This is a genomic window from Paraclostridium sp., assembly GCF_051657365.1.
Lineage (GTDB): Bacteria > Bacillota > Clostridia > Peptostreptococcales > Peptostreptococcaceae > Paraclostridium.
Map to the genome: position 1 here is coordinate 1 of NZ_JBOFKN010000133.1, position 20,785 is coordinate 20,785.

Consider the following 20,785-nt stretch of genomic DNA (forward strand, 5'->3'; position numbering starts at 1 on the left):
TAGTATGTAGAGCGGACTTAAGTCATGATATGGCTGAATTATTTATGAGAGATTTAAAAACAGCTATAAATGATTTAAATGATGCAAATGTATTAGTACATGGTAAAAAAGAAGAAAATAAAACATATGGTTTTACTCATTAATAATATGAAAATAAGTTAACATTCAACATAAAAAAGTTCTATCCTTAATTTAACTAAGGATAGGGCTTTTTTTATATTGAATGTTAAATATTAAGAAAAACTTTAGAATTAATTAAAGAAAAACTTTAGAAATTTAGTGCAATATATAAAGTATCAATATTAAGTTTACAGTTTTATTACATCTGTATAACAAAAATGTAATAAAGCTAAAATTAGATAATTTATATGCTAGTATTAAAATATAAACAAAAACTATTAGAAGAGGTGATATTTATTAAACTTAAAAAAAATAAATTAATAATGGGAATGAAGATAGCATTTGTAATATTAATTTTAATAATAGTAGCTAAAGAATTTAGAAATATTATTAGCGGTTTTAACATAGATAATTTTAAAATGTATGCAGACAAGCTTTCAATAGGAAATATAGCTATTATTATTATGTTGGGTATAATATCGTATATACCACTAAGTTTTTATGATTTTATATTGAAAAAAAGGGTTGGAATAGATTTAAATAATAAAAAGTTATATAAATTTTCATGGATTGCTAGCTCTATAGCTAGTATTGTTGGATTTGGAGGAAGCAGTGCAATTGCTTTAAAAAGCAATTTTTATAATCCTTATGTTAAAGATAAAAAGCTATTAGTGAAAGAAATATCTAAAATAGTTGCTTTAAATCTTACTGGATTTTCTATGGCATGTTTTATCTATTTAATAATGTCTAAATTTAACATAGGTGATTTAAACTTAATCAAAGTTTTAACTATAGTTATAGCTATGTACTTACCTATTCTTATCATAGTTTTAATTAGTAAGTATATAAAATCTAATAATGAAGAAAAAGGAAATATAATAGATACTTTTAAAATAATAGGAATTTCACTATTAGAATGGATAACAACTGTGATTTTAATTTATTCAATAATTCTTATATTAGGTGAAAAGATATCTATTATAAAGTTTTTCCCAATTTTTGTGGCAGCCATAGTAGTTGCAATAGTAAGTATGTCTCCTGGAGGTCTTGGAACATTTGATTTAACATTATTATTAGGGCTAAAGTCATTAGGGGTTTCATCTGAAAAAGTAATGCTAGCTATATTTTTGTATCGTATATCATATTATATAATTCCACTTATAATAGGGATAGGACTTTATGCATCTGAGTTGTATCTTAAATTAGACAAAGATATAAAAGAGATAATTTCTTCAAAGTTATCTAAAACTGCTCACTATGGAATAATATTTTTAGTATTTTCGTCAGGGATAGTATTGTTAGCATCTCAAGCTATGCCAATAATTGTTGATAGAGTTCATTTAATAAAAAGTTTATTTGGATTGAAAATTATGAACATGTCAGTGGATATTTCTATACTAATTGGTTTTTTATTAGTTGCTATTTCTAGTATGATGGCTTGCAGATCGAAACTTGTGTATAAAATAGCTATGATATTAGTTATATTGGGTGGAATATTGTCTTTGATAAATGGATTTGATTATGAAGAAAGTATATACTTACTTACAGTTGGAGTTATACTTAGGATTAGTAAAAAGCAATTTTATAGGGAAGGATTTATTATGAGTTGGGGATATATTATAAAAAATATATTTGTACTACTTTCATTCCAACTCTTATATATATATGTAGTGTATAATAATTTAAATCTTAAGGTAGCAAGTACATCTATGTTTAGTTTAAGTAGTTATTATACTATTGGATATGTAAAAAAAATAGGCTATGTAAGTGCTATAGGATTTATAGGATCACTAGTATTTTTAGGGGTAATGCATTACTTGAATAAAAAAAATGATTTTCCAAAACTTAAATTATATCAATGTAAAGATATTGTGGATGATATATTAAGTAAATATAATGGATCATCAGTAACTCATTTTATACACTTAAATGATAAATTTGTTTATATAAATAAAGATGAAGATGCATTTATCCAGTATCAAATTTCTGTTAATAAGATTTTTATACTTGGGAATATTATAGGAAATAAAGATAAATTTTTTGAAACTATACAAGAATTTTATGAATTAGCAGATAAATATGGATACACACCTGTATTTTGTGCTATAGATAAAAAAATGATACCATACTTGCATGAAACAGGTTATGAGTTTATAAAACTAGGTGAAGAAGCTAGTGTAAATTTAGATATATTTAAACTAGAAGGTCGCAAGATGAAGAGTGTAAGAAATGCAATTTCTAGAGTTGAAAAAGAGGGTTATACTTTTGAGATGGTATATCCTCCATTTAATAGAGAATTTATTAATGAGATTAATAATATTTCGAATGAATGGCTTTCAGGTAGAGAAGAAAAAGGATTTTCAGTAGGATTTTTTGATGAAAACTATTTGAATAGAGATGCTATTGCTGTTGTAAAGAATATTAATGGTGAAATTAAAGGGTTTACAAATTTAATGCCTATGTATGATGGCAATAAAACTTTATCTATTGATTTAATGAGATTTTCAAAAGACAGTTGTAATGGGGTAATGGACTTTATATTTGTAAATTTATTTAAATATGGTCAAGAAAATGGATATAGCAGGTTTAATATGGGAATGGCGCCATTATCTAATGTAGGGAGATCTAAATATTCATTTTTAAGTGAAAGAATAGCTGCTAAAGTATACTCTCATGGACAATATTTTTATTCTTTTGAAGGACTTAAGAAGTTTAAGGAAAAATATTGTGAATCTTGGGATGGTAGATACATGGCATATAAGAAAAAAACTTCTCTTGTATTTACTATGTTACAAGCAATATTACTGGTATCAAAAGGGAAAAAATATAAATATGAAGATTATGAGATTGAGCCAACTAAACGTGAAGGATATATAGAACAGATATACAGTTAGTAAAATAATAGGTATTAAGAGAGGAGAAATCCTCTCTTTTTTGATTGTTAAAAATAAAGTTAATGCTTTTTTTATTGCATATATAAAATTTTTTGCAATTTTTTCTGCAAAAGATGTTTGATGCAAAATACACTGGGTATACATACAATGTACAAAACGACGATTGATTATTATAGGCCTAGAATAATTTATGTTGTAGACAATTAAATACACTAGGAGATGATTGACATGAAAGAGGCACAGACAGCTAAAAGGAATTCCCTTAGTTTATTTGCATTCTTTGCAATGACCGCATCAATGGTTATGACGGTTTATGAATACCCAACATTTGCAACATCAGGATTTAGTTTAGTATTCTTCCTTTTACTTGGAGGTATATTATGGTTTTTACCAGTTGCATTATGTGCAGCAGAGATGGCTACAGTTGACGGATGGCAAGAAGGTGGAATTTTTGCATGGGTAGGAAATACTTTAGGAGAGAGATTTGGATTTGCAGCAATATTTTTTCAATGGTTTCAAATAACAGTTGGATTTGTAACAATGATTTACTTCATATTAGGATGTTTTTCATATATATTTAACTGGGATGCATTAAACACAGTTCCATTAATAAAATTTATAGGAGTACTAGTGATATTCTGGGGATTAACATTCTCACAATTAGGTGGTACTAAAAACACAGCAAAAATAGCAAAAGCTGGATTTATATTCGGTATAGCAATACCTGCAATCGTATTATTCGGATTATCGATTGCATATATTGTTCAAGGTAACCCATTAGATGTGAAAATAGGAGCACAATATTTTGTACCGGACTTTTCAAAAGTAAATACATTAGTTGTTTTTGTTTCATTTATACTTGCTTATATGGGAGTTGAAGCTTCAGCATCTCATGTAAATGAATTAGATAATGCTAAAAAGAATTATCCATTAGCAATGATTATATTAGTTATATTAGCTATAATATTAAATACTATAGGTGGATTAACGGTTGCAGCTGTAATACCACAAGGAGATTTAAGTTTAAGCTCTGGTGTTGTTGAAACATTTAAAGTTTTAATACTACATTTTAGTAGCAATGCTACATGGCTTGTGAAATTAATTGCTTTATTATTGGCATTAGGAGTAATGGGTGAAGTTAGTGCTTGGGTTGTAGGACCTTCAAGAGGTATGTATGCAGCAGCTCAAAAAGGTATTTTACCTAAAGCTTTAACAAAAACGAATGAACATGATGTTCCTGTTAATTTAGTTTTTGTACAAGGAGTAATCGTTACAATATGGGCAGCAGTACTTACTTTTGGTGGTGGAGGAAACAATGTATCATTCCTTACAGCGATATCATTAACAGTTGTTATATATTTAGTTGGATATTTATTATTCTTTATTGGATATTTTAATTTAGTACTTAAAAAATCAGATTTAAAACGTTCTTATCAAGTACCTGGTGGAAAAGTATTTAAATTAATAGTTGCAGCGTGTGGATTTATAACTTCAATATTTGCACTAGTTATATCATTCTTCCCACCAAGCCAATTAAAAGGGGATAGCATTCATCAATATATAACTATATTAAGTGTAAGTTTTGTTGTTACAGTATTAATACCATTTGTAATATACTCAATAACATCAAAAAATAGAAATAGTGAAAAAGTTAGTAATAAATAATAATAATTAACTATTATTAAAATTAACATAATATAAACAGCATATAATTTAGGAGGGTTTTACAATGTTATTCAAAAAAGAAGATGATTATAGTACACCAGTGTTTGGAACAATAGAGTCTGGCTCTAATATTCCAAAAGACGTAATAGGGAAAGATTCTATTGCTCCAAACATAGCGTATAGATTAATCAAAGATGAGTTAATGAATGAAGGAAATGCAAGACTTAACTTAGCTACATTCTGCCAAACATATATGGAAGATGAAGCAACTCAACTTATGGCAGAAACATTAGAAAAAAATGCAATAGATAAATCAGAGTATCCACAAACAACAGAAATGGAAAATAGATGTGTTGATATGATAGCTAATTTATGGAATGCTCCAAAAGATATGAGCTATATAGGAACATCAACAGTAGGTTCTTCAGAAGCTTGTATGCTTGGTGGTATGGCTATGAAGTTTAGATGGAGAAATAGAGCAGAAAAATTAGGAATGGATGTTACAAGTAAAAAACCAAACTTAGTAGTATCTTCAGGATACCAAGTTTGTTGGGAAAAATTCTGTGTATATTGGGATATAGAAATGCGTACAGTTCCAATGGACGAAGAGCACATGAGTTTAAATATAGATAAAGTATTAGATTATGTAGATGATTATACAATAGGTATAGCTGCATTACTTGGAATAACATATACTGGTAAATTTGATGATATAAAAGCATTAGATGAATTAGTAGAAGAATACAATAAAACAGCTAAAATAAGCTTACCAATACATGTAGATGCAGCATCAGGTGGATTATTCACACCATTTATAGATCCAGAACTTGAATGGGACTTTAGATTAAAAAATGTAGTATCAATAAGTACATCAGGACATAAATACGGATTAGTTTACCCAGGTATAGGATGGGTAATATGGAAAGACGAAGAATACTTACCAAAAGAATTAATATTTGAAGTAAGTTATTTAGGTGGATCAATGCCAACAATGGCAATAAACTTCTCAAGATCAGCAAGTCAAGTTATAGGACAATATTATAACTTCTTACGTCTTGGATTTGAAGGATACAGACAAATACATCAACGTACAAAAGAAGTAGCTATGTACTTATCTAAAGAAATAGAAAATACAGGGTTATTTAAAATATACAATGATGGTGAAAACTTACCAATAGTATGTTATAGATTAAGAAATGAAGATGATGTACAATGGACATTATATGATTTAGCAGATAGATTAGCAATGAAAGGATGGCAAATACCTGCATATCCATTACCAGTTAATTTAGATAAAGTTATAATACAACGTATAGTATGTAGAGCTGACTTAAGTTATGATATGGCTGAGCTATTTATAAGAGATTTAAATACAGCTATAAATGATTTAAATAATGCTAATATATTAGTACATGGTAAGAAAGCAGAAAACAAAAGATATGGATTTACTCATTAATAAATTTAAGAAGCTAGCCCAATTTGAGCTAGCTTCTTTTTAATATGAATGCATAAAAAATAACTGTATTAAAATAAATAATATTTTGATACAGTTATTTTTTATTAAACGCTAAATGCCCACAAGTTTTTTGCTTCTTTAAGGAAAATATCGACATCCCAAGTTTGGTTGCTTCTCTTTTTACTATCAGAGTCATTAACTATTATTTTACCGTCATCAGTAACACCAGTTAATACAATGTAATGTCCCTCTGTTGTAAAGTGGCCTGGGCCCATAGTTACTATGATTGGGTTACCTTTTTTTAGCGTTGATATTATACTATCAGCACTTAATGGCAATACTTTGCTTTTTAGGCCAAGTTTTCTAGCACCATCAGTCATAAGAGACCAAGCAGTTCCGACTCCATCAACTAAGTATCCGTTTTCCTTGCTAAAGTTTTCTACATAGCTAGGTGTAATATCTGTATTACCTGTAAGGCCTACTGTAACCATTGATAGGGCCGTAGGACCACATCCATTAATAGCGAAAAAGTCTGGTCCGTATTTATCATATCCCCATCGTTCGTCCCATTGCATAAATAGAGGAATTTCACCTTTTGTATATTCATCTTTTACAGAAATGTTATTGTCTATTTTACCACCCTTGTTATTTGGATAATCAGCAACGAAGTTTATAGTTTCAGGTTTTTTAGAAGCCATTACTAAAAGTTCATGAGGATACGCACTTGTATCGTTTAATATATCATAAATTCTAGGATATATTGGAGCTAATTTAACTAATTTTTCTATAGTAGGATCTGTAGAGTTAACAATTTCTTGAGGTAAATTAACAAGCTTTTGAGTAGGTTTATCTTCCTGTGATGATATTGCGCTTGAAATACCTTTATAGCCTACGAATATACCTATAGCCACTACGATAGGTAAGATTATATACTTTGCATTGTGTTTATTAAGTTTACTAGTTTTTGTGCTATGCTTTCCTTTTGAATAAGCCACTTTTGTTGTCCCCTTTGCTACAAATTTGTTCAATATATTAATTATACAACTTTAATTTGTATAGAATATAACAAAATTGTAACAAAAGCATAAATTATGTATATTTTATAAATTATGTATATTTAAAATGTGGTTACGAAAAAGTAACTAATTTAATATATCAATAAAGTTTGATATATTAAATTAATATATAACATGTGTTTCAATTTGGAGGGATATAATTTGTTTGAAAATATAGATATAGATTCTAAAGAAATATTAGATAAATATTTTGAATTAGTAGATTATGAAGCTTGTGAGTATTGCTTTACTACATTATATATGTGGAAAGACTTATATAAAACTAAATATTATGTAGAAGAAGATTTTGCTATAGTTTCTGGTGAATATGAAAATAAAGGTTTTTTAATACTTCCTTTAGCTAGTAATGAAAATATGTATAAGGCATTTGATTTTATAATAAAATATTTTGAACAAAGAGAAAAAAATATACATTTAAAAGCTATAAGCAAAGAAGTAGTGGATTACTTAAAAAAAGAGTATGGAAATAAATTCAACTATATAGAGGAGAGAAATAACTTTGACTATATATATGAAGGGGAAAGCCTAAGAACATTGGCGGGTAGAAAGAATCAAAAGAAAAGGAATCATCTAAATAACTTTATAAAAGAATATGGAGACAGAGTAAAATATAAAACTTTAAAAGAAGTTGATTTCGATGAATGTAAAAAAGTAATGGAAGATTGGATGAAGGATAAGGATGAAGATTTAGAGTTAGATAGTGAATTTAAAGCTATTAATAGAATATTTAAAGATTACGATAAGCTAAAAGATTCAATAAAAATAGCCGGAGTTTATATTGATTCTAAGTTAGAAGCTTTTTCGATAGGTGAAATGTTAAATAAGGATATGGCAGTTATACATATTGAAAAAGCTAATGCAGATATAAGGGGATTGTATCCATATATTAATAAGGAATTTTTAGTAAATGAGTTTAGTGATGTTAAACTTGTAAATAGAGAAGAAGATTTAGGAATTGAAGGACTTAGAAAAGCTAAACTATCATATCATCCAGTTAAATTTGTGGAAAAATATACTGTGGTAGCAAATTAAAAAAACTAAATTGTAAATTTTTTGAAATAAAGGCATTGTCGTAGAAAACGGTAGTGCCTTTTGTTATTATATAAAATGTCGAAGGAAATAAAAATATGTCGAAAAACAGTATGAAAAACTCAAGTTTTATATACAAAATTAAAAAACTAGGAGTATAATATATAGTTGTTTAAGATGATTTAAATAAAGAATATATCTGAGGAAGAAGTGATATTTATGAGAAAAGTTTTGTGTATTCGTATTATGAAAGTTACCTTAGGAATTATAGCTATAATACTAATATTTAATCTAGCTAAGTATATATATAAAGAACACTTTGCTGAAACTTATATTAGTCCGGATAAAGGCGTAGCTAAGATAAAGGAGCTAGAAAATGAAAATATTACGAGCATAAGAGATAAAATCGATAATAATAGTGAAAATAAAGATAAAGAAAACGATAAAGTGAAAGATGAAGATTTCAATAAGGTGTTTGATGAATCTGTAATAATGGGAGATTCTAGAGGAGAAGGCTTAACAGAATATGAAATTTTAAGTCCGGCGTCAGTTGTAGCATACAAGGGTAGAACTGTAGTTGAAGCAAAAAATGATGTTGATACAGTTGTGGATCTTGCACCTAGTAATATATTTCTAACCTATGGTATGAATGATTTGCAGATGTTTAATAATTCAAAGGATTTTATTGATAAATATACAGAGCTTATAAAAGAAGTTAAATCAAAGTTACCTGATTCAAAAATATATGTGACTTCTATAATTCCTACTAATCAAAAGGCTATAGGTAAGGAACCTAAATTTAAAAATGTTTATAGTTTTAATAAAGCTTTGAAAGATATGTGCAAAAACTTAAATATAGAATTTGTAGATGTTAATGAAAGTATTAATTTAGAAAGTAATCTGTATGAACCAGATGGAATACATTTCAAACCTAATTTTTATAAAGGATATTTAAATATTTTAAAGGAAAAAGCCAATCTATAGTATAGGAGGAATTATTTTGAAAGGTATAAAAAAGTGCATATTAGCAATTAGTTTTATTTTAACAATGATAGTTGTAAGTGGATGTGGAATCAATAATGATAAAAATTTAGATTCCATAGTTAATGATATTGGTAGTAAAGTTGATTTAAATAATATGAAAAAAGGAGATAGTAAATCACTTAAACGATTTTTTGCATTAAATTCAAATGATTTTGAGGATTTTGTACTATATGTACCAAAGTCTACTATGGATGTAGAAGAAATGCTTATTATAAAAGTTAAAGATAGTTCTCAAATTTCGGGGATAGAAGATGCTATAGATAGTAGAGTCAATAAGCAAATAGAAAGTTTTAGTGGATATGGACCACAACAAGTGGCATTACTTCAAGATTATGAATTAAAGGATAAGGGAAATTACATTTTTTACACGGTATCAAAAGATTTAGATAAAATAACAGATGCATTTAAAGAAAGCATTAAAAATTAAGAGGGAGAAGTAAATCTATGGTTTTTAGTAGCATAATATTTTTATTCACTTTTTTACCAATAACTCTGATTTTATATTATATTTCACCTAGGAATATAAAAAATACAGTATTGCTTTTAATAAGTTTAATTTTCTATGCATGGGGAGAGCCTATATATGTTTTTCTTATGATATTTACAACTATATTTGATTATTTAATAGGGTTGCTAATTAATAAGTATAGAAAACATAAAATTAAATCGAGAAGAATTTTTATCATTGCAGTTATTATAAACTTAGGTATACTAGGATTTTTTAAATACTATGGTTTTTTAATTGAAAATATAAACAGTGTATTTTCTCTTAATATAGGATATGAACAGTTACCATTACCTATAGGTATATCGTTTTACACATTCCAAACACTATCCTATGTAATAGATGTTTACTTAGGAAAAGTAAATGTTCAAAAAAATTTAATATCATTTGGGCTATATGTAACTATGTTTCCACAATTAGTTGCAGGGCCTATTGTTAGATATGTAGATATAGATTATCAATTAAAGCATAGAATTCATAGCACTAATAAATTTGGAGAAGGGGTCGAAAGATTCATACAAGGTCTTGCTAAAAAGGTACTTCTTGCAAATAATATAGGAATGATATTTACGAGTATACAACAATATGACGTAAACAACATATCGGTATTAACAGCATGGCTTGCTATTGCAGCATATACATTACAATTATATTTTGATTTTAGTGGATATTCAGATATGGCAATAGGACTTGGAAAAATGTTTGGATTTGATTTTATAGAAAACTTTAACTACCCATATATATCTAAAAGCGTTACAGAGTTTTGGCGAAGATGGCATATATCATTAAGTAGTTGGTTTAGAGAATATGTATATATACCTCTTGGAGGAAATAGATGTAGTACAATATTCCAACTTAGAAATTTAATCGTTGTTTGGTTTCTTACTGGATTATGGCACGGTGCAGATTGGAACTTTATATTATGGGGGTTATATTATGGAGTAATCTTGATAATAGAAAAATTTTTCTTGAAAAATATTTTAGAAAATATGCCTAATTTTATCAAACATATATATACTATGGTATTGATAATGGTAGGATGGACATTCTTTGGGATAGATAGTATACAAAAGTCCTTAGAATATTTAAAAGTAATGTTCTTTTTAAATGGAAATCCTATAATTGATTCTACATTTGTATATTATATATATACTAATTTAATTCTTTTAATAATTTTAGTATTGTGTTCCACACCTTTAGTTAATAAGGTATTTAATCAAATAATAAAAAATGGAAAAATGAAAGGTGTCGTATTTGCTACATCAGTTCAGTTTATATTACTATTTGTAAGTATAGCTTACCTGGTAAATGAAACATATAATCCTTTCTTATACTTTAGATTCTAGAAGAGGTGAGAACATTGAAATTTACCAATAAAAATTCACGAAAATATAGAAATGTATATGTTAAACTTATGACTTTTATGTTTATAATAACAATATTTGCATTTGTAGGGTTAAATCTTATAACAAAAGATAAACAGTTTTCAGAAAATGAAAATAGGATTTTGCAACAAAAACCTAGATTTACACTAGATAGATTATTTGAAGGCAGATTTACTAAAAAATACGAAAAATATACAGTAGATCAAATAGTAGGAAGAGATGGATTTATTAAAATTAAAACTAAGGTAGATTCACTTTTAGGTAAAAATAGTGAAAATGGTGTATTTAAAGGTAAAGATGGCTATTTAATAGAAGACTTTACTAAACCAAATGAAAAATATTTAAATGATAATATAAAGGCTATAAATAATTTTGCAAGTAAACATAAAGACATAAAAGAATATATGCTTATAGCTCCTAATTCAGTTAGTATTTTAGAAGATAAGTTGCCTAATTGTGCGCCTGTTTATGATCAAGATAAATATTTGCATGAATTGGATAAATCTATTGATTCAAATATAAACTTTGTTAATGTTTCCGATGCATTAACAAAACACAAAGATGAATATATATATTATAAAACAGACCACCACTGGACTACAACGGGAGCATACTATGCATTTTTAGATTTTGCTAAAAAAACTAATTTAAAAGTTGAACCTGATAGTTATGATAAGCTTAGAGTCGCTAATGATTTTTATGGAACGCTATACTCGAAAAGTGGATATAAAGTAGACCCAGATAAAGTTGACATATACACACCTAAAGATAAAAATGATCAAGTTATAGTGGAATATAAAGAAGAAAAGAAAAAATCACCTACTATATATAGTAGTGAAGCTTTAAATAAAAAAGATAAATATGAAGTGTTTTTAGGTGGTAATCATCCATTAGTTGATATAAAAACTACTAGCACAAGTGATAAAACATTACTTATTATAAAAGATTCATACGCAAATAGCTTTGTTCAATTTTTAACTCCATATTATAAAGAAATAATTATGGTAGATCCAAGATACTATTATGAGGATATTGAGAAATTAATCAAAGAAAAAAACATAACAGACATGCTTTATTTGTATAATGCTAATACTTTTTTTAATGATTCGTCATTAGCACCTGTATTAAATAATATATAAAAAAATATTATAATTTTTTTTGAAAAAAGAAACTGTATCTCAACCTTAGGAGTGGGGCGGTTTCTTTTCAATTTTAACATAAAAAACAACTTTAATAGCTTATTTATCAACTTGAATAAATACCATATATAGTATAGAATGAACTATGGAATTACTACATATGGTATAAAAAATCATTGCAGTATACAATATGAAATTATAAAAGTCAATACTTTTGTAGAATAAAATTTAATCAATCAAGATGTATTAGACAAAAGGAGAGTTTTATGAACAAACAACTAAATATTATTAAAAGAGATGGAAGTATTGCAGAGTTTGATAAGACTAAAATAGAAAATGCAATACTTAAAGCTATGAAGTATGGAAGTGGTATATATGAAGCTAAAATAGCTACAGAAATATCTGACCAAATTGAACTTAAGTGCAATGAAAATCCGAATTTATCTACTGTTAACCAAGTTGAGGATATGGTATATAAAAGTTTAATAGACTGTAAGCATGAGTTAACAGCTAAGGCATATGAAGGATATAGAGCAGTGCAATCTTTTAAAAGAGAAGACAATACTACAGATGAAAGTATATTAGGTCTTTTAGATAATAGTAATGAAGATGTTATAAATGAAAATTCTAATAAAAATGGATTATTAGCATCAACTCAAAGAGATTTAATAGCTGGAGAAGTATCAAAAGATATTGCTAGAAGAAAATTAATTCCAGCTCATATAGCGCATGCACATGATGAAGGAGTACTTCATTATCACGATATGGATTATGCAATACAACCTATTCACAATTGTATGCTTATTAACTTAGAAGATATGTTAAATAATGGAACTGTAATTAGTAATAAATTGGTAGAATCACCTAAATCATTTACGACAGCGTGCACGGTAACGACACAAATAATAGCTCAAATAGCTAGTGGTCAATATGGTGGAAACTCTATAACGATAAAACATATAGCACCATTTTTAAGAGTTTCATATGATAAATACTATAATAAATATATACAAAAATATTCAGAAGAAATGGCAAAAGAATTAGCTGAAGATAGAATGATGGAAGAGTTAAAGAGTGGTATACAAACTATAAGATATCAACTATCTACATTATATACAAGTAATGGACAATCTCCATTTTCAACTATATACCTAGAAATAGAAGAAGGTAATAAGTATGAAAAAGAGATGGCATTAATATGCAAAGAAATGATAACACAAAGATTAGAAGGAATGAAAAACTACAAGGGACAAGAAGTTGGAGAAGAGTTTCCTAAGTTAGTTTACTTATTAGATGATCATAACTGCTTAGAAGGTGGAAAATATGATTATATAACTAAGTTAGCAGCTGAGTGTAGTACTAGAAGATTAGTTCCAGATTATCAAAGTGCTAAAATAATGAGAAAGAATTATGAAGGAAATACATTCCCGCCAATGGGATGTAGAAGTCATTTATCTCCTTGGAAGGATGAAAATGGAGAGTACAAATGGTATGGAAGATTTAATCAAGGAGTAATTTCATTAAACTTAGTTCAGGTAGCATTAACAGCAAATAAAAATATGGATAAGTTTTGGGAAGTATTAGATGAAAGATTAGACCTTTGTAGAGAAGCCTTAATGGTTAGACATGAGTTATTAAAGGGTGTAATATCAGATGTATCGCCTATTCATTGGCAACATGGTGGAATAGCTAGACTTAAAAAAGGAGAAAAAATAGATCCACTATTAGAAAATGGATACTCAACTCTTTCTTTAGGTTATGTTGGCGTGTACGAAATGACACAAGCTATGTTAGGAGTAAGTCATACAACAAAAGAAGGCGAAGAATTTGCACTTAAAGTTATGACATATTTAAATGATGCTTGTCAAATCTGGAAGGATGAAACAGGTCTTGGATTTGGATTATATGGGACTCCTGGAGAAAGTTTAACCTCAAGATTCTGTAGAATAGACAAACAAAAATTTGGAGAAATAGAAAATGTAACTGATAGAATGTATTATACAAATTCGTATCATGTTCATGTAAGTGAAGAAATAGATGCTTTTGAAAAACTTAAATTTGAGAGTCAGTTCCATGATATAAGCTTAGGTGGGTGTATAAGTTATATAGAAGTTCCAGATATGAGCAAAAATTTACCAGCAGTTGAGCAAATAATAAATTACATATATCACAATATACAATATGCTGAAATAAATACTAAACCAGATATTTGTTACAAATGTGGATATACAGGAGAGATAAAACTAGATAAAGATTTAGAATGGTATTGCCCTAACTGTGGAAATAGAGATAAAAATGAAATGCAAGTTATGAGACGAACTTGTGGATATATAGGTGCGAATATGTGGGGAAAAGGACGTACTCAAGAAATAGGAGAAAGAGTGCTACATTTATAAGTTTGAGGTGAATAATATGAGATTTTCTAAAATAAAAGATAATGATATAGCTAATGGACTTGGAATAACTATGTCTTTTTGGACACAAGGATGTCCTCATCATTGTATTGGTTGTTTTAATAAAGAAACTTGGGATTTTGATGGTGGACATGAATTTACAGAAGAAGATTTAAATTATGTTTTAAACAATATTAATAAGAATAATATAAAAAGAGATTTAGCTGTTTTAGGTGGAGAACCATTGTGTTCGCAAAATATTGAAGGTGTAATAAATTTATGTAAAGAATTTAAACGCAATTATCCAGAAAAAATTATATATTTGTGGACAGGCTATACGATAGAAAATTTTAATGATATTCAAAGAAAAATTTTAAATTATATAGATATATTAGTTGATGGTAAGTTTGAAGAAGATAGAAAAAACTTATCTATAAAATTAAGAGGCTCTTCTAACCAAAGAGTAATAGATGTTAAAAAATACTTAGAAAACGATGATGTGATTTTATATAAATTAAGTTAAAATATTATAATTAAGGCTAGCCTGATGCTTATTAAAGTAATGGGGCTAGCTTTTTTATTTATAAATTTAAAAATAATTATAAGCTAAATTATAAACTGGGAATACTACTTATTATAACCTAGTTACAAATAAGTAACTAATTGTTATGTGAATTAAAAGTTGATATATTAAATGTATTAAAAATAAGAAAGCAAAGGGGATATAATGATGACTAGAATAATAGAAACAGAAGAGTTTAAAACTGAGGTAGAAAATGCAGATGAAATGATTGTAGTAGATTTCTTTGCAACTTGGTGTGGACCTTGCAAGATGTCATCTCCAGTATTTGAGGAGTTAGGACAAGATATGGAAGATAGAGCTAAATTTTTAAAAGTAGATATAGATAAAAGTTTAGAATTAGCTAGAAAATTTGAGGTAACTACAGTTCCTACAGTTATAGTATTTAAAGAAGGAAAAGAAACTGATAGATTAGTAGGGTTTATACAAAAACAAAAACTAGAAGAAATGGTAAAATCTCATATATAATTTATAGGAAGGATTGATGATAATGAGATATGATATAGCGATTGTAGGTAGTGGACCAGCAGGATTAGCAGCAGCTATAAATGCAAAAATAAGAAATAAGAATATAGTATTATTTGGAAATGAAAATGGAAGCGATAAGCTTATTAAGGCTCCGTCTATAGATAATTATTTAGGGATATATGATGTAAGTGGAAAAGATTTAAGTGAAAAATTTATAAATCATATAAGAGAAATGGATATAAAAATAACTCAAGAGAGAGTTAATAATGTATACAATATGGGAGACTATTTTGCCCTACTTGTTGGAGATAAAACATATGAGGCAACTACTGTAATAATAGCTACAGGGGTTCAATATGGAAAAATGATTAAAGGTGAAGCTGAGTATTTAGGAAAAGGTGTAGGATATTGCGCTACTTGTGATGCTGGATTATACAGAGATAAGGTTGTCGCAATTATAGGTTATAACCATGAAGGTGAAGAAGATGCAAACTTTTTAAGCGAAATAGCTTCTAAAGTTTACTATATACCTATGTATAAATTAACTAATAATTTAGATTCGTCTATAGAAATAATCGATAGTAACCCATTAGAAATAAAGGGAGAAAACTTAGTAAATAAATTAATATTAAAAGATAGAGAATTAGATGTAGATGGAGTTTTTGTTATAAAGGATAGTGTTTCTCCAAGTTATATGGTACCGGGATTAGAAGTTGATGGAGCTCATATAAAAACAGATAGAGAAATGAGAACGAATATAGTTGGTTTATATGCAGCTGGCGACTGTGCGGGCAAGCCATATCAATATCTTAAGTCGGCAGGACAAGGACAAATGGCTGTTTCAAGTGCAGTATCTCAATTAGATCAATTAAGAATAAAAAATATGAAATTAGATAAGTAAAAAAATAAAGATAAACCTATAATTTAAAGTTTGAAATAAACTATGAATTATAGGTTTATTTATTATGTATTAACTATAGATAAAATCTATAATTAGATAAGTTGATTTAAAATTCATAAAAATCAAAATTGGACAAAATATAAGTAATATTATAATCTTGTATACAAAGTTAAAAATCAGGAGGACAAATTGATGTACAATGTTGACGATATGACATATGACTGTCCAGTAGAAGCTCTATCTAATGTATTAGGTAAAAAATGGGTAGGGAAGATAATATGGGTAATACATGATAATAAAATAAGGTTTGGAGAATTACAAAGAAAAATAGATGGATGTAGCAAAAAAATGCTAACTCAGCAGTTAGATTTATTAATATATAATAACATAGTAATAAATGATAAAAAGGTAATGAAAAATACTGTGGAATCAACTTACTATTTAAGTAAATCAGGATTATCACTACTTCATATAATGGCAACGATGATAGAATGGAGTAATGAAAATATAGTATGTAATGATTAATTGAAAAATAAAAATATAGAGTTACCAAAAAGTTACCAGTTGATATTAATACCATGTCTTGTTATATTAATAAACAAGCAAAGCCTTTAACTTTGCAAAAAGTCTAAGGAGGAACATATGAATTATACATTTTTTTCAGAATTTCTTATGGTAACTAACTGGATGACAGTGTTATCTATAGGTATTTTAATAGGACTATTTTTTATAGTCAAAAAATTAAGCAAAAAGTTAAACTTTACTAAATTGATGATTGTGTCGATAGTAATGGGGGTTGGATTAGGAATTATAATTCAATTTATAGCAGGTTTTCCAAGTGATCCTACAAAAATAGCTTGGTTAACAGAAGTATCTAAATGGTATGGATTATTTGGATATGGATTTATGGATCTTTTAAAAATGCTAGTAGTACCACTTGTATTTGTATCAATTGTAAGAGTAATAATGAATTTAAAAGAAGGCGAGAACTTAGGAAAGTTAACGGCGAGAACTATAATTATGTTACTTGGTACAACGGCTATAGCAGCAATGATCGGTATAATAGTTGGAAACTTATTCAACTTAGGAGTAGGACAAGAAGTTGTAAAGCAAACAAGTGAAATGAGAGAAGTGACACCAATAGTAGATACTCTAAGAGGGCTACTACCTTCTAATCCGGTTGATGCAATGGCGCAAGCTAATGTAGTAGCTATAGTTATATTTGCTGGTTTCTTAGGAATTGCAATAAAAAGATTGAGTAAAAAGCACTCTGAAACTATTAAACCATTTGTAGATTTGGTTGAGGCATTTTATAAGATAATAATAAGTGTTTCTATAACAGTTATAAAATTAATGCCATATGCAGTGGTTGCATTAATGGCTACTGCTATAGTAGATAGAGGTATATCTTCGATATTAGGAGTATTAGATTTTATATTAGCTCTTTATGTAAGTGTAGCTATAATGTTTGTAGTACATTTAATAATAATATCAATAAATGGAGTAAATCCTATAAAATATTTAAAAAATGTATCTAAACCACTTATATTAGCATTCACATCAAGATCTAGTTTAGGAACTTTACCAGTTACGATTGAAACACTTAATGATAATTTAAAAGTAGATCAAGGTATATCTAGTTTTGTAGGAAGCTTAGGAGCTAATATGGGGATGAATGGATGTGCAGGAATTTATCCAGCATTGATGGCAGTGACTGTGGCAAATATGTCTGGAACACCTATGAATTTTAGTTTTTATATAATGTTATTAATAGTAATAACTATAAGTTCTTTAGGTATAGCAGGTATACCAGGAACTGCGACTATGTCTGTCTCAGTAGTTATATCTGGGATGGGTATGGGAGCATATTTCCCATTATTAGGAGGAATACTTGCAATAGATCCTATACTAGATATGGGGCGTACAATGCTTAATGTAAATGGAGCTATGGCTTCAACTATAGCAGTTGCAAATTCTTTTGGTGAGATAGATAAAGAAAATATAAAATAGATAATAAAAATAGACTAGGATAAATTATTCTAGTCTATTTTTATTGAAATACTAGTTGCATAAAGTTGAATTTAGAAAAATATTAAAAATATTGACAGTGATTTATACAACTTATATAATGAACATAGACAAATTGATTGCGCGAAATTAAATTTAATGAAATTGAAAAGGGTGATAATATGTTTTATAAATTTTCGGCAAAAAGCATACAGGGTAAAGAAATAAGCATGAATGAATATAGAAATAAAGTGATTTTAGTTGTAAACACTGCAAGTAAATGTGGACTAACGCCTCAATTTAAAGATTTAGAAGAACTGTATCGAGAATTTAAGGATAAAAATTTTGAGATTTTAGGATTTCCATGCGGTCAATTTAAAAATCAAGAATTATCAAAAAGTGATGATATAAGTAGCTTTTGTCAAATAAACTATGGCGTTACATTCAAAATGTTTGAAAAGATAGATGTAAATGGGACTGATGCCCATCCTATATATAAATATTTAAAGAGTCAAGAAAAAGGGATTTTTAAAAGTGATATAAAGTGGAACTTTACGAAGTTTTTAATTGATGATAAAGGGAATGTAATAAAAAGATACGCACCTACGACATCTCCGAATAAAATAAAAAAAGATATAGTTCGGTTAATAAAATAAAAATATCTAAGATAATATATGATAAAACCAAAACTTAAATTTGGACAAATTACAGATTATACATTATAGGGGGAGGGTTTATGAAAGATAGTAATTTAAAATTAGATAACCAGTTATGTTTTAGATTATATGCAGCATCGAGAGAAATAATAAAAAGGTACAAACCCATATTAGATGAACATAACATTACGTACACTCAATACTTAACGATGATGGTAATGTGGGAAGAAGAAAAAATAAGTGTTAAAGGCATAGGAAAAAAGCTTCATCTAGATTCGGGAACTTTAACGCCGCTTATTAAGAAGCTAGAGAAGATGGAACTAGTAAAAAAATATAGAGACCCTAAAGATGATAGAGTTGTTATTGTGGAACTTACTGAAAAAGGTAGAAATTTAAAAGTTGATATGGAAAATGTTCCTATGAAAGCTTTTTGTTCAATAGGAATATCAGAACATGAGGCTATTAAGTTGAAAGATGAATTAGATTATATCTTAGAAATGTTAAATTAAAATAAATAAGGATACCTTGAAAAAATTTCAAGGTATCCTTATTTATTTTAATCATACTTAAACATGTTTTAAATACTTATTAGACAGATATAAAATCATAAATCCAGCTAATGCGGTAGCAATTGATATTACAATGTGCATATCTACAGAATAAGTAAAAACATAAGAACAAGCATTGTCTAAAGCATGGAATAATATACATAACCAAACACTGTTAGTATGAGTATATATAAAAGTTAAAACAAATGAAGATGCTATACAACTTAATGCAAAAGGTAAAAAGTTTAAGTTTTGTTGAGGTGAACCTACAACAAACCATAAAGGTAAATGCCACAATGACCAAATAACACCTATTATTAATGAACTTTTTATATACGAATATTTGTTAAGTAATTTAGGCAGTAAAAATCCGCGCCACCCTATTTCTTCTAAACCTCCACCTAATATCATGATAGGGGTTATCCAACTTAAGAAAATTAAAGGTGAATTTAAAAGTACATATTGATCTTTAACTAAAGCTACTACTATAAACGGAATTGTCCATAATATTAAAGCTGAAATTATAACATATAAATATTCCTTAAAGCTTCTTTTTATGTTAATACAGCTTTTAAGAAATTTTTTGAAATCTGAATTCGAGCAAAATTTCTTTTTTACCATTAGTCCAGCTATTGCTGGAGAATATCCTGATAACCCATAAAATATCATAAATATAGGAGAACCATATTTTAATAATCCTAATTGAGTAAGAGGTATAGTTACACTAAATGCTATAGTACAAATGATTAAGATAGTAATGAAAAAATATTTAACTTCTTTAGATGCAATCATATTAAGACCTCCAAACTTATATAAATCCTAAATTACATTGTAATAATAACAATATATATTAAATAATACAATGTAAAATTGATTTGTTTTAATTTATAAAAAATTTGAAATATACTTAATTAGTAAC

18 protein-coding genes are annotated in these 20,785 nt (G+C 27.6%); 16 read left to right on the forward strand and 2 right to left on the reverse strand.

Annotated elements, in window-relative coordinates:
- Positions 1-443 precede the first annotated feature (443 nt).
- The 3 genes from mprF (at position 444) to ACRCYC_RS09590 (ending at position 6,135) form a co-directional block, all read left to right on the forward strand.
- On the forward strand, positions 444-3,014 hold the full coding sequence (mprF, locus tag ACRCYC_RS09580) for a bifunctional lysylphosphatidylglycerol flippase/synthetase MprF (protein ID WP_438618917.1): 2,571 nt from the start codon (positions 444-446) through the stop codon (positions 3,012-3,014).
- Between the two features lie 228 nt (positions 3,015-3,242).
- The gene (gadC, locus tag ACRCYC_RS09585; RefSeq protein ID WP_438618919.1) at positions 3,243-4,679 is read left to right on the forward strand and encodes a glutamate:gamma-aminobutyrate antiporter; all 1,437 of its coding nucleotides are present in this window, start codon (positions 3,243-3,245) and stop codon (positions 4,677-4,679) included.
- A 64-nt stretch (positions 4,680-4,743) separates the two neighbouring features.
- The gene (locus ACRCYC_RS09590) at positions 4,744-6,135 is read left to right on the forward strand and encodes a glutamate decarboxylase (RefSeq protein ID WP_438618920.1); all 1,392 of its coding nucleotides are present in this window, start codon (positions 4,744-4,746) and stop codon (positions 6,133-6,135) included.
- 104 nt (positions 6,136-6,239) lie between these two features.
- Here the strand turns inward: ACRCYC_RS09590 and ACRCYC_RS09595 are convergent, their stop codons facing one another.
- Positions 6,240-7,130 (reverse strand): C39 family peptidase, encoded by an 891-nt coding sequence (locus ACRCYC_RS09595; protein WP_438618921.1) that lies wholly within the window; start codon positions 7,128-7,130, stop codon positions 6,240-6,242.
- A gap of 222 nt (positions 7,131-7,352) precedes the next feature.
- Here ACRCYC_RS09595 and ACRCYC_RS09600 point away from each other — a divergent pair, with 222 nt between their 5' ends.
- The 13 genes from ACRCYC_RS09600 (at position 7,353) to ACRCYC_RS09660 (ending at position 19,827) form a co-directional block, all read left to right on the forward strand.
- On the forward strand, positions 7,353-8,243 hold the full coding sequence (locus tag ACRCYC_RS09600) for a DUF2156 domain-containing protein (RefSeq protein WP_438618922.1): 891 nt from the start codon (positions 7,353-7,355) through the stop codon (positions 8,241-8,243).
- Between the two features lie 243 nt (positions 8,244-8,486).
- Complete coding sequence (locus ACRCYC_RS09605) at positions 8,487-9,224, forward strand: GDSL-type esterase/lipase family protein (protein WP_438618923.1); 738 nt, start codon at positions 8,487-8,489, stop codon at positions 9,222-9,224.
- 16 nt (positions 9,225-9,240) lie between these two features.
- On the forward strand, positions 9,241-9,711 hold the full coding sequence (locus ACRCYC_RS09610) for a DUF4358 domain-containing protein (protein ID WP_438618924.1): 471 nt from the start codon (positions 9,241-9,243) through the stop codon (positions 9,709-9,711).
- 167 nt (positions 9,712-9,878) lie between these two features.
- Entirely contained in the window at positions 9,879-11,135 is a 1,257-nt protein-coding gene (locus ACRCYC_RS09615; RefSeq protein ID WP_438618926.1) for an MBOAT family O-acyltransferase, read from the forward strand.
- Positions 11,136-11,149: 14 nt separating this feature from the next.
- Positions 11,150-12,313, forward strand: a complete 1,164-nt coding sequence (locus tag ACRCYC_RS09620) for a DHHW family protein (RefSeq protein ID WP_438618928.1) — start codon at positions 11,150-11,152, stop codon at positions 12,311-12,313.
- Positions 12,314-12,579: 266 nt separating this feature from the next.
- On the forward strand, positions 12,580-14,709 hold the full coding sequence (gene nrdD, locus ACRCYC_RS09625; protein ID WP_438618929.1) for an anaerobic ribonucleoside-triphosphate reductase: 2,130 nt from the start codon (positions 12,580-12,582) through the stop codon (positions 14,707-14,709).
- A 16-nt stretch (positions 14,710-14,725) separates the two neighbouring features.
- Positions 14,726-15,229, forward strand: a complete 504-nt coding sequence (nrdG, locus tag ACRCYC_RS09630) for an anaerobic ribonucleoside-triphosphate reductase activating protein (protein ID WP_438618931.1) — start codon at positions 14,726-14,728, stop codon at positions 15,227-15,229.
- Between the two features lie 207 nt (positions 15,230-15,436).
- A complete protein-coding gene (gene trxA, locus ACRCYC_RS09635) occupies positions 15,437-15,754 on the forward strand; it encodes a thioredoxin (RefSeq protein ID WP_438618932.1) in 318 nt (105 codons plus the stop codon).
- Positions 15,755-15,776: 22 nt separating this feature from the next.
- On the forward strand, positions 15,777-16,655 hold the full coding sequence (locus tag ACRCYC_RS09640; RefSeq protein ID WP_438618940.1) for an NAD(P)/FAD-dependent oxidoreductase: 879 nt from the start codon (positions 15,777-15,779) through the stop codon (positions 16,653-16,655).
- A gap of 192 nt (positions 16,656-16,847) precedes the next feature.
- Positions 16,848-17,180 carry a winged helix-turn-helix transcriptional regulator gene (locus ACRCYC_RS09645; RefSeq protein WP_438618933.1) on the forward strand — a complete coding sequence of 111 codons (333 nt, stop codon included), beginning with the start codon at positions 16,848-16,850 and terminating at the stop codon, positions 17,178-17,180.
- Between the two features lie 117 nt (positions 17,181-17,297).
- Positions 17,298-18,665, forward strand: coding sequence for a cation:dicarboxylate symporter family transporter (locus ACRCYC_RS09650; RefSeq protein ID WP_438618934.1), 1,368 nt, complete (start codon positions 17,298-17,300; stop codon positions 18,663-18,665).
- A gap of 179 nt (positions 18,666-18,844) precedes the next feature.
- Positions 18,845-19,318, forward strand: coding sequence for a glutathione peroxidase (locus tag ACRCYC_RS09655; RefSeq protein WP_438618935.1), 474 nt, complete (start codon positions 18,845-18,847; stop codon positions 19,316-19,318).
- A gap of 80 nt (positions 19,319-19,398) precedes the next feature.
- On the forward strand, positions 19,399-19,827 hold the full coding sequence (locus ACRCYC_RS09660) for a MarR family winged helix-turn-helix transcriptional regulator (RefSeq protein WP_438618937.1): 429 nt from the start codon (positions 19,399-19,401) through the stop codon (positions 19,825-19,827).
- Positions 19,828-19,884: 57 nt separating this feature from the next.
- Here the strand turns inward: ACRCYC_RS09660 and ACRCYC_RS09665 are convergent, their stop codons facing one another.
- On the reverse strand, positions 19,885-20,658 hold the full coding sequence (locus ACRCYC_RS09665) for a CPBP family intramembrane glutamic endopeptidase (RefSeq protein ID WP_438618939.1): 774 nt from the start codon (positions 20,656-20,658) through the stop codon (positions 19,885-19,887).
- Positions 20,659-20,785 lie beyond the last annotated feature (127 nt).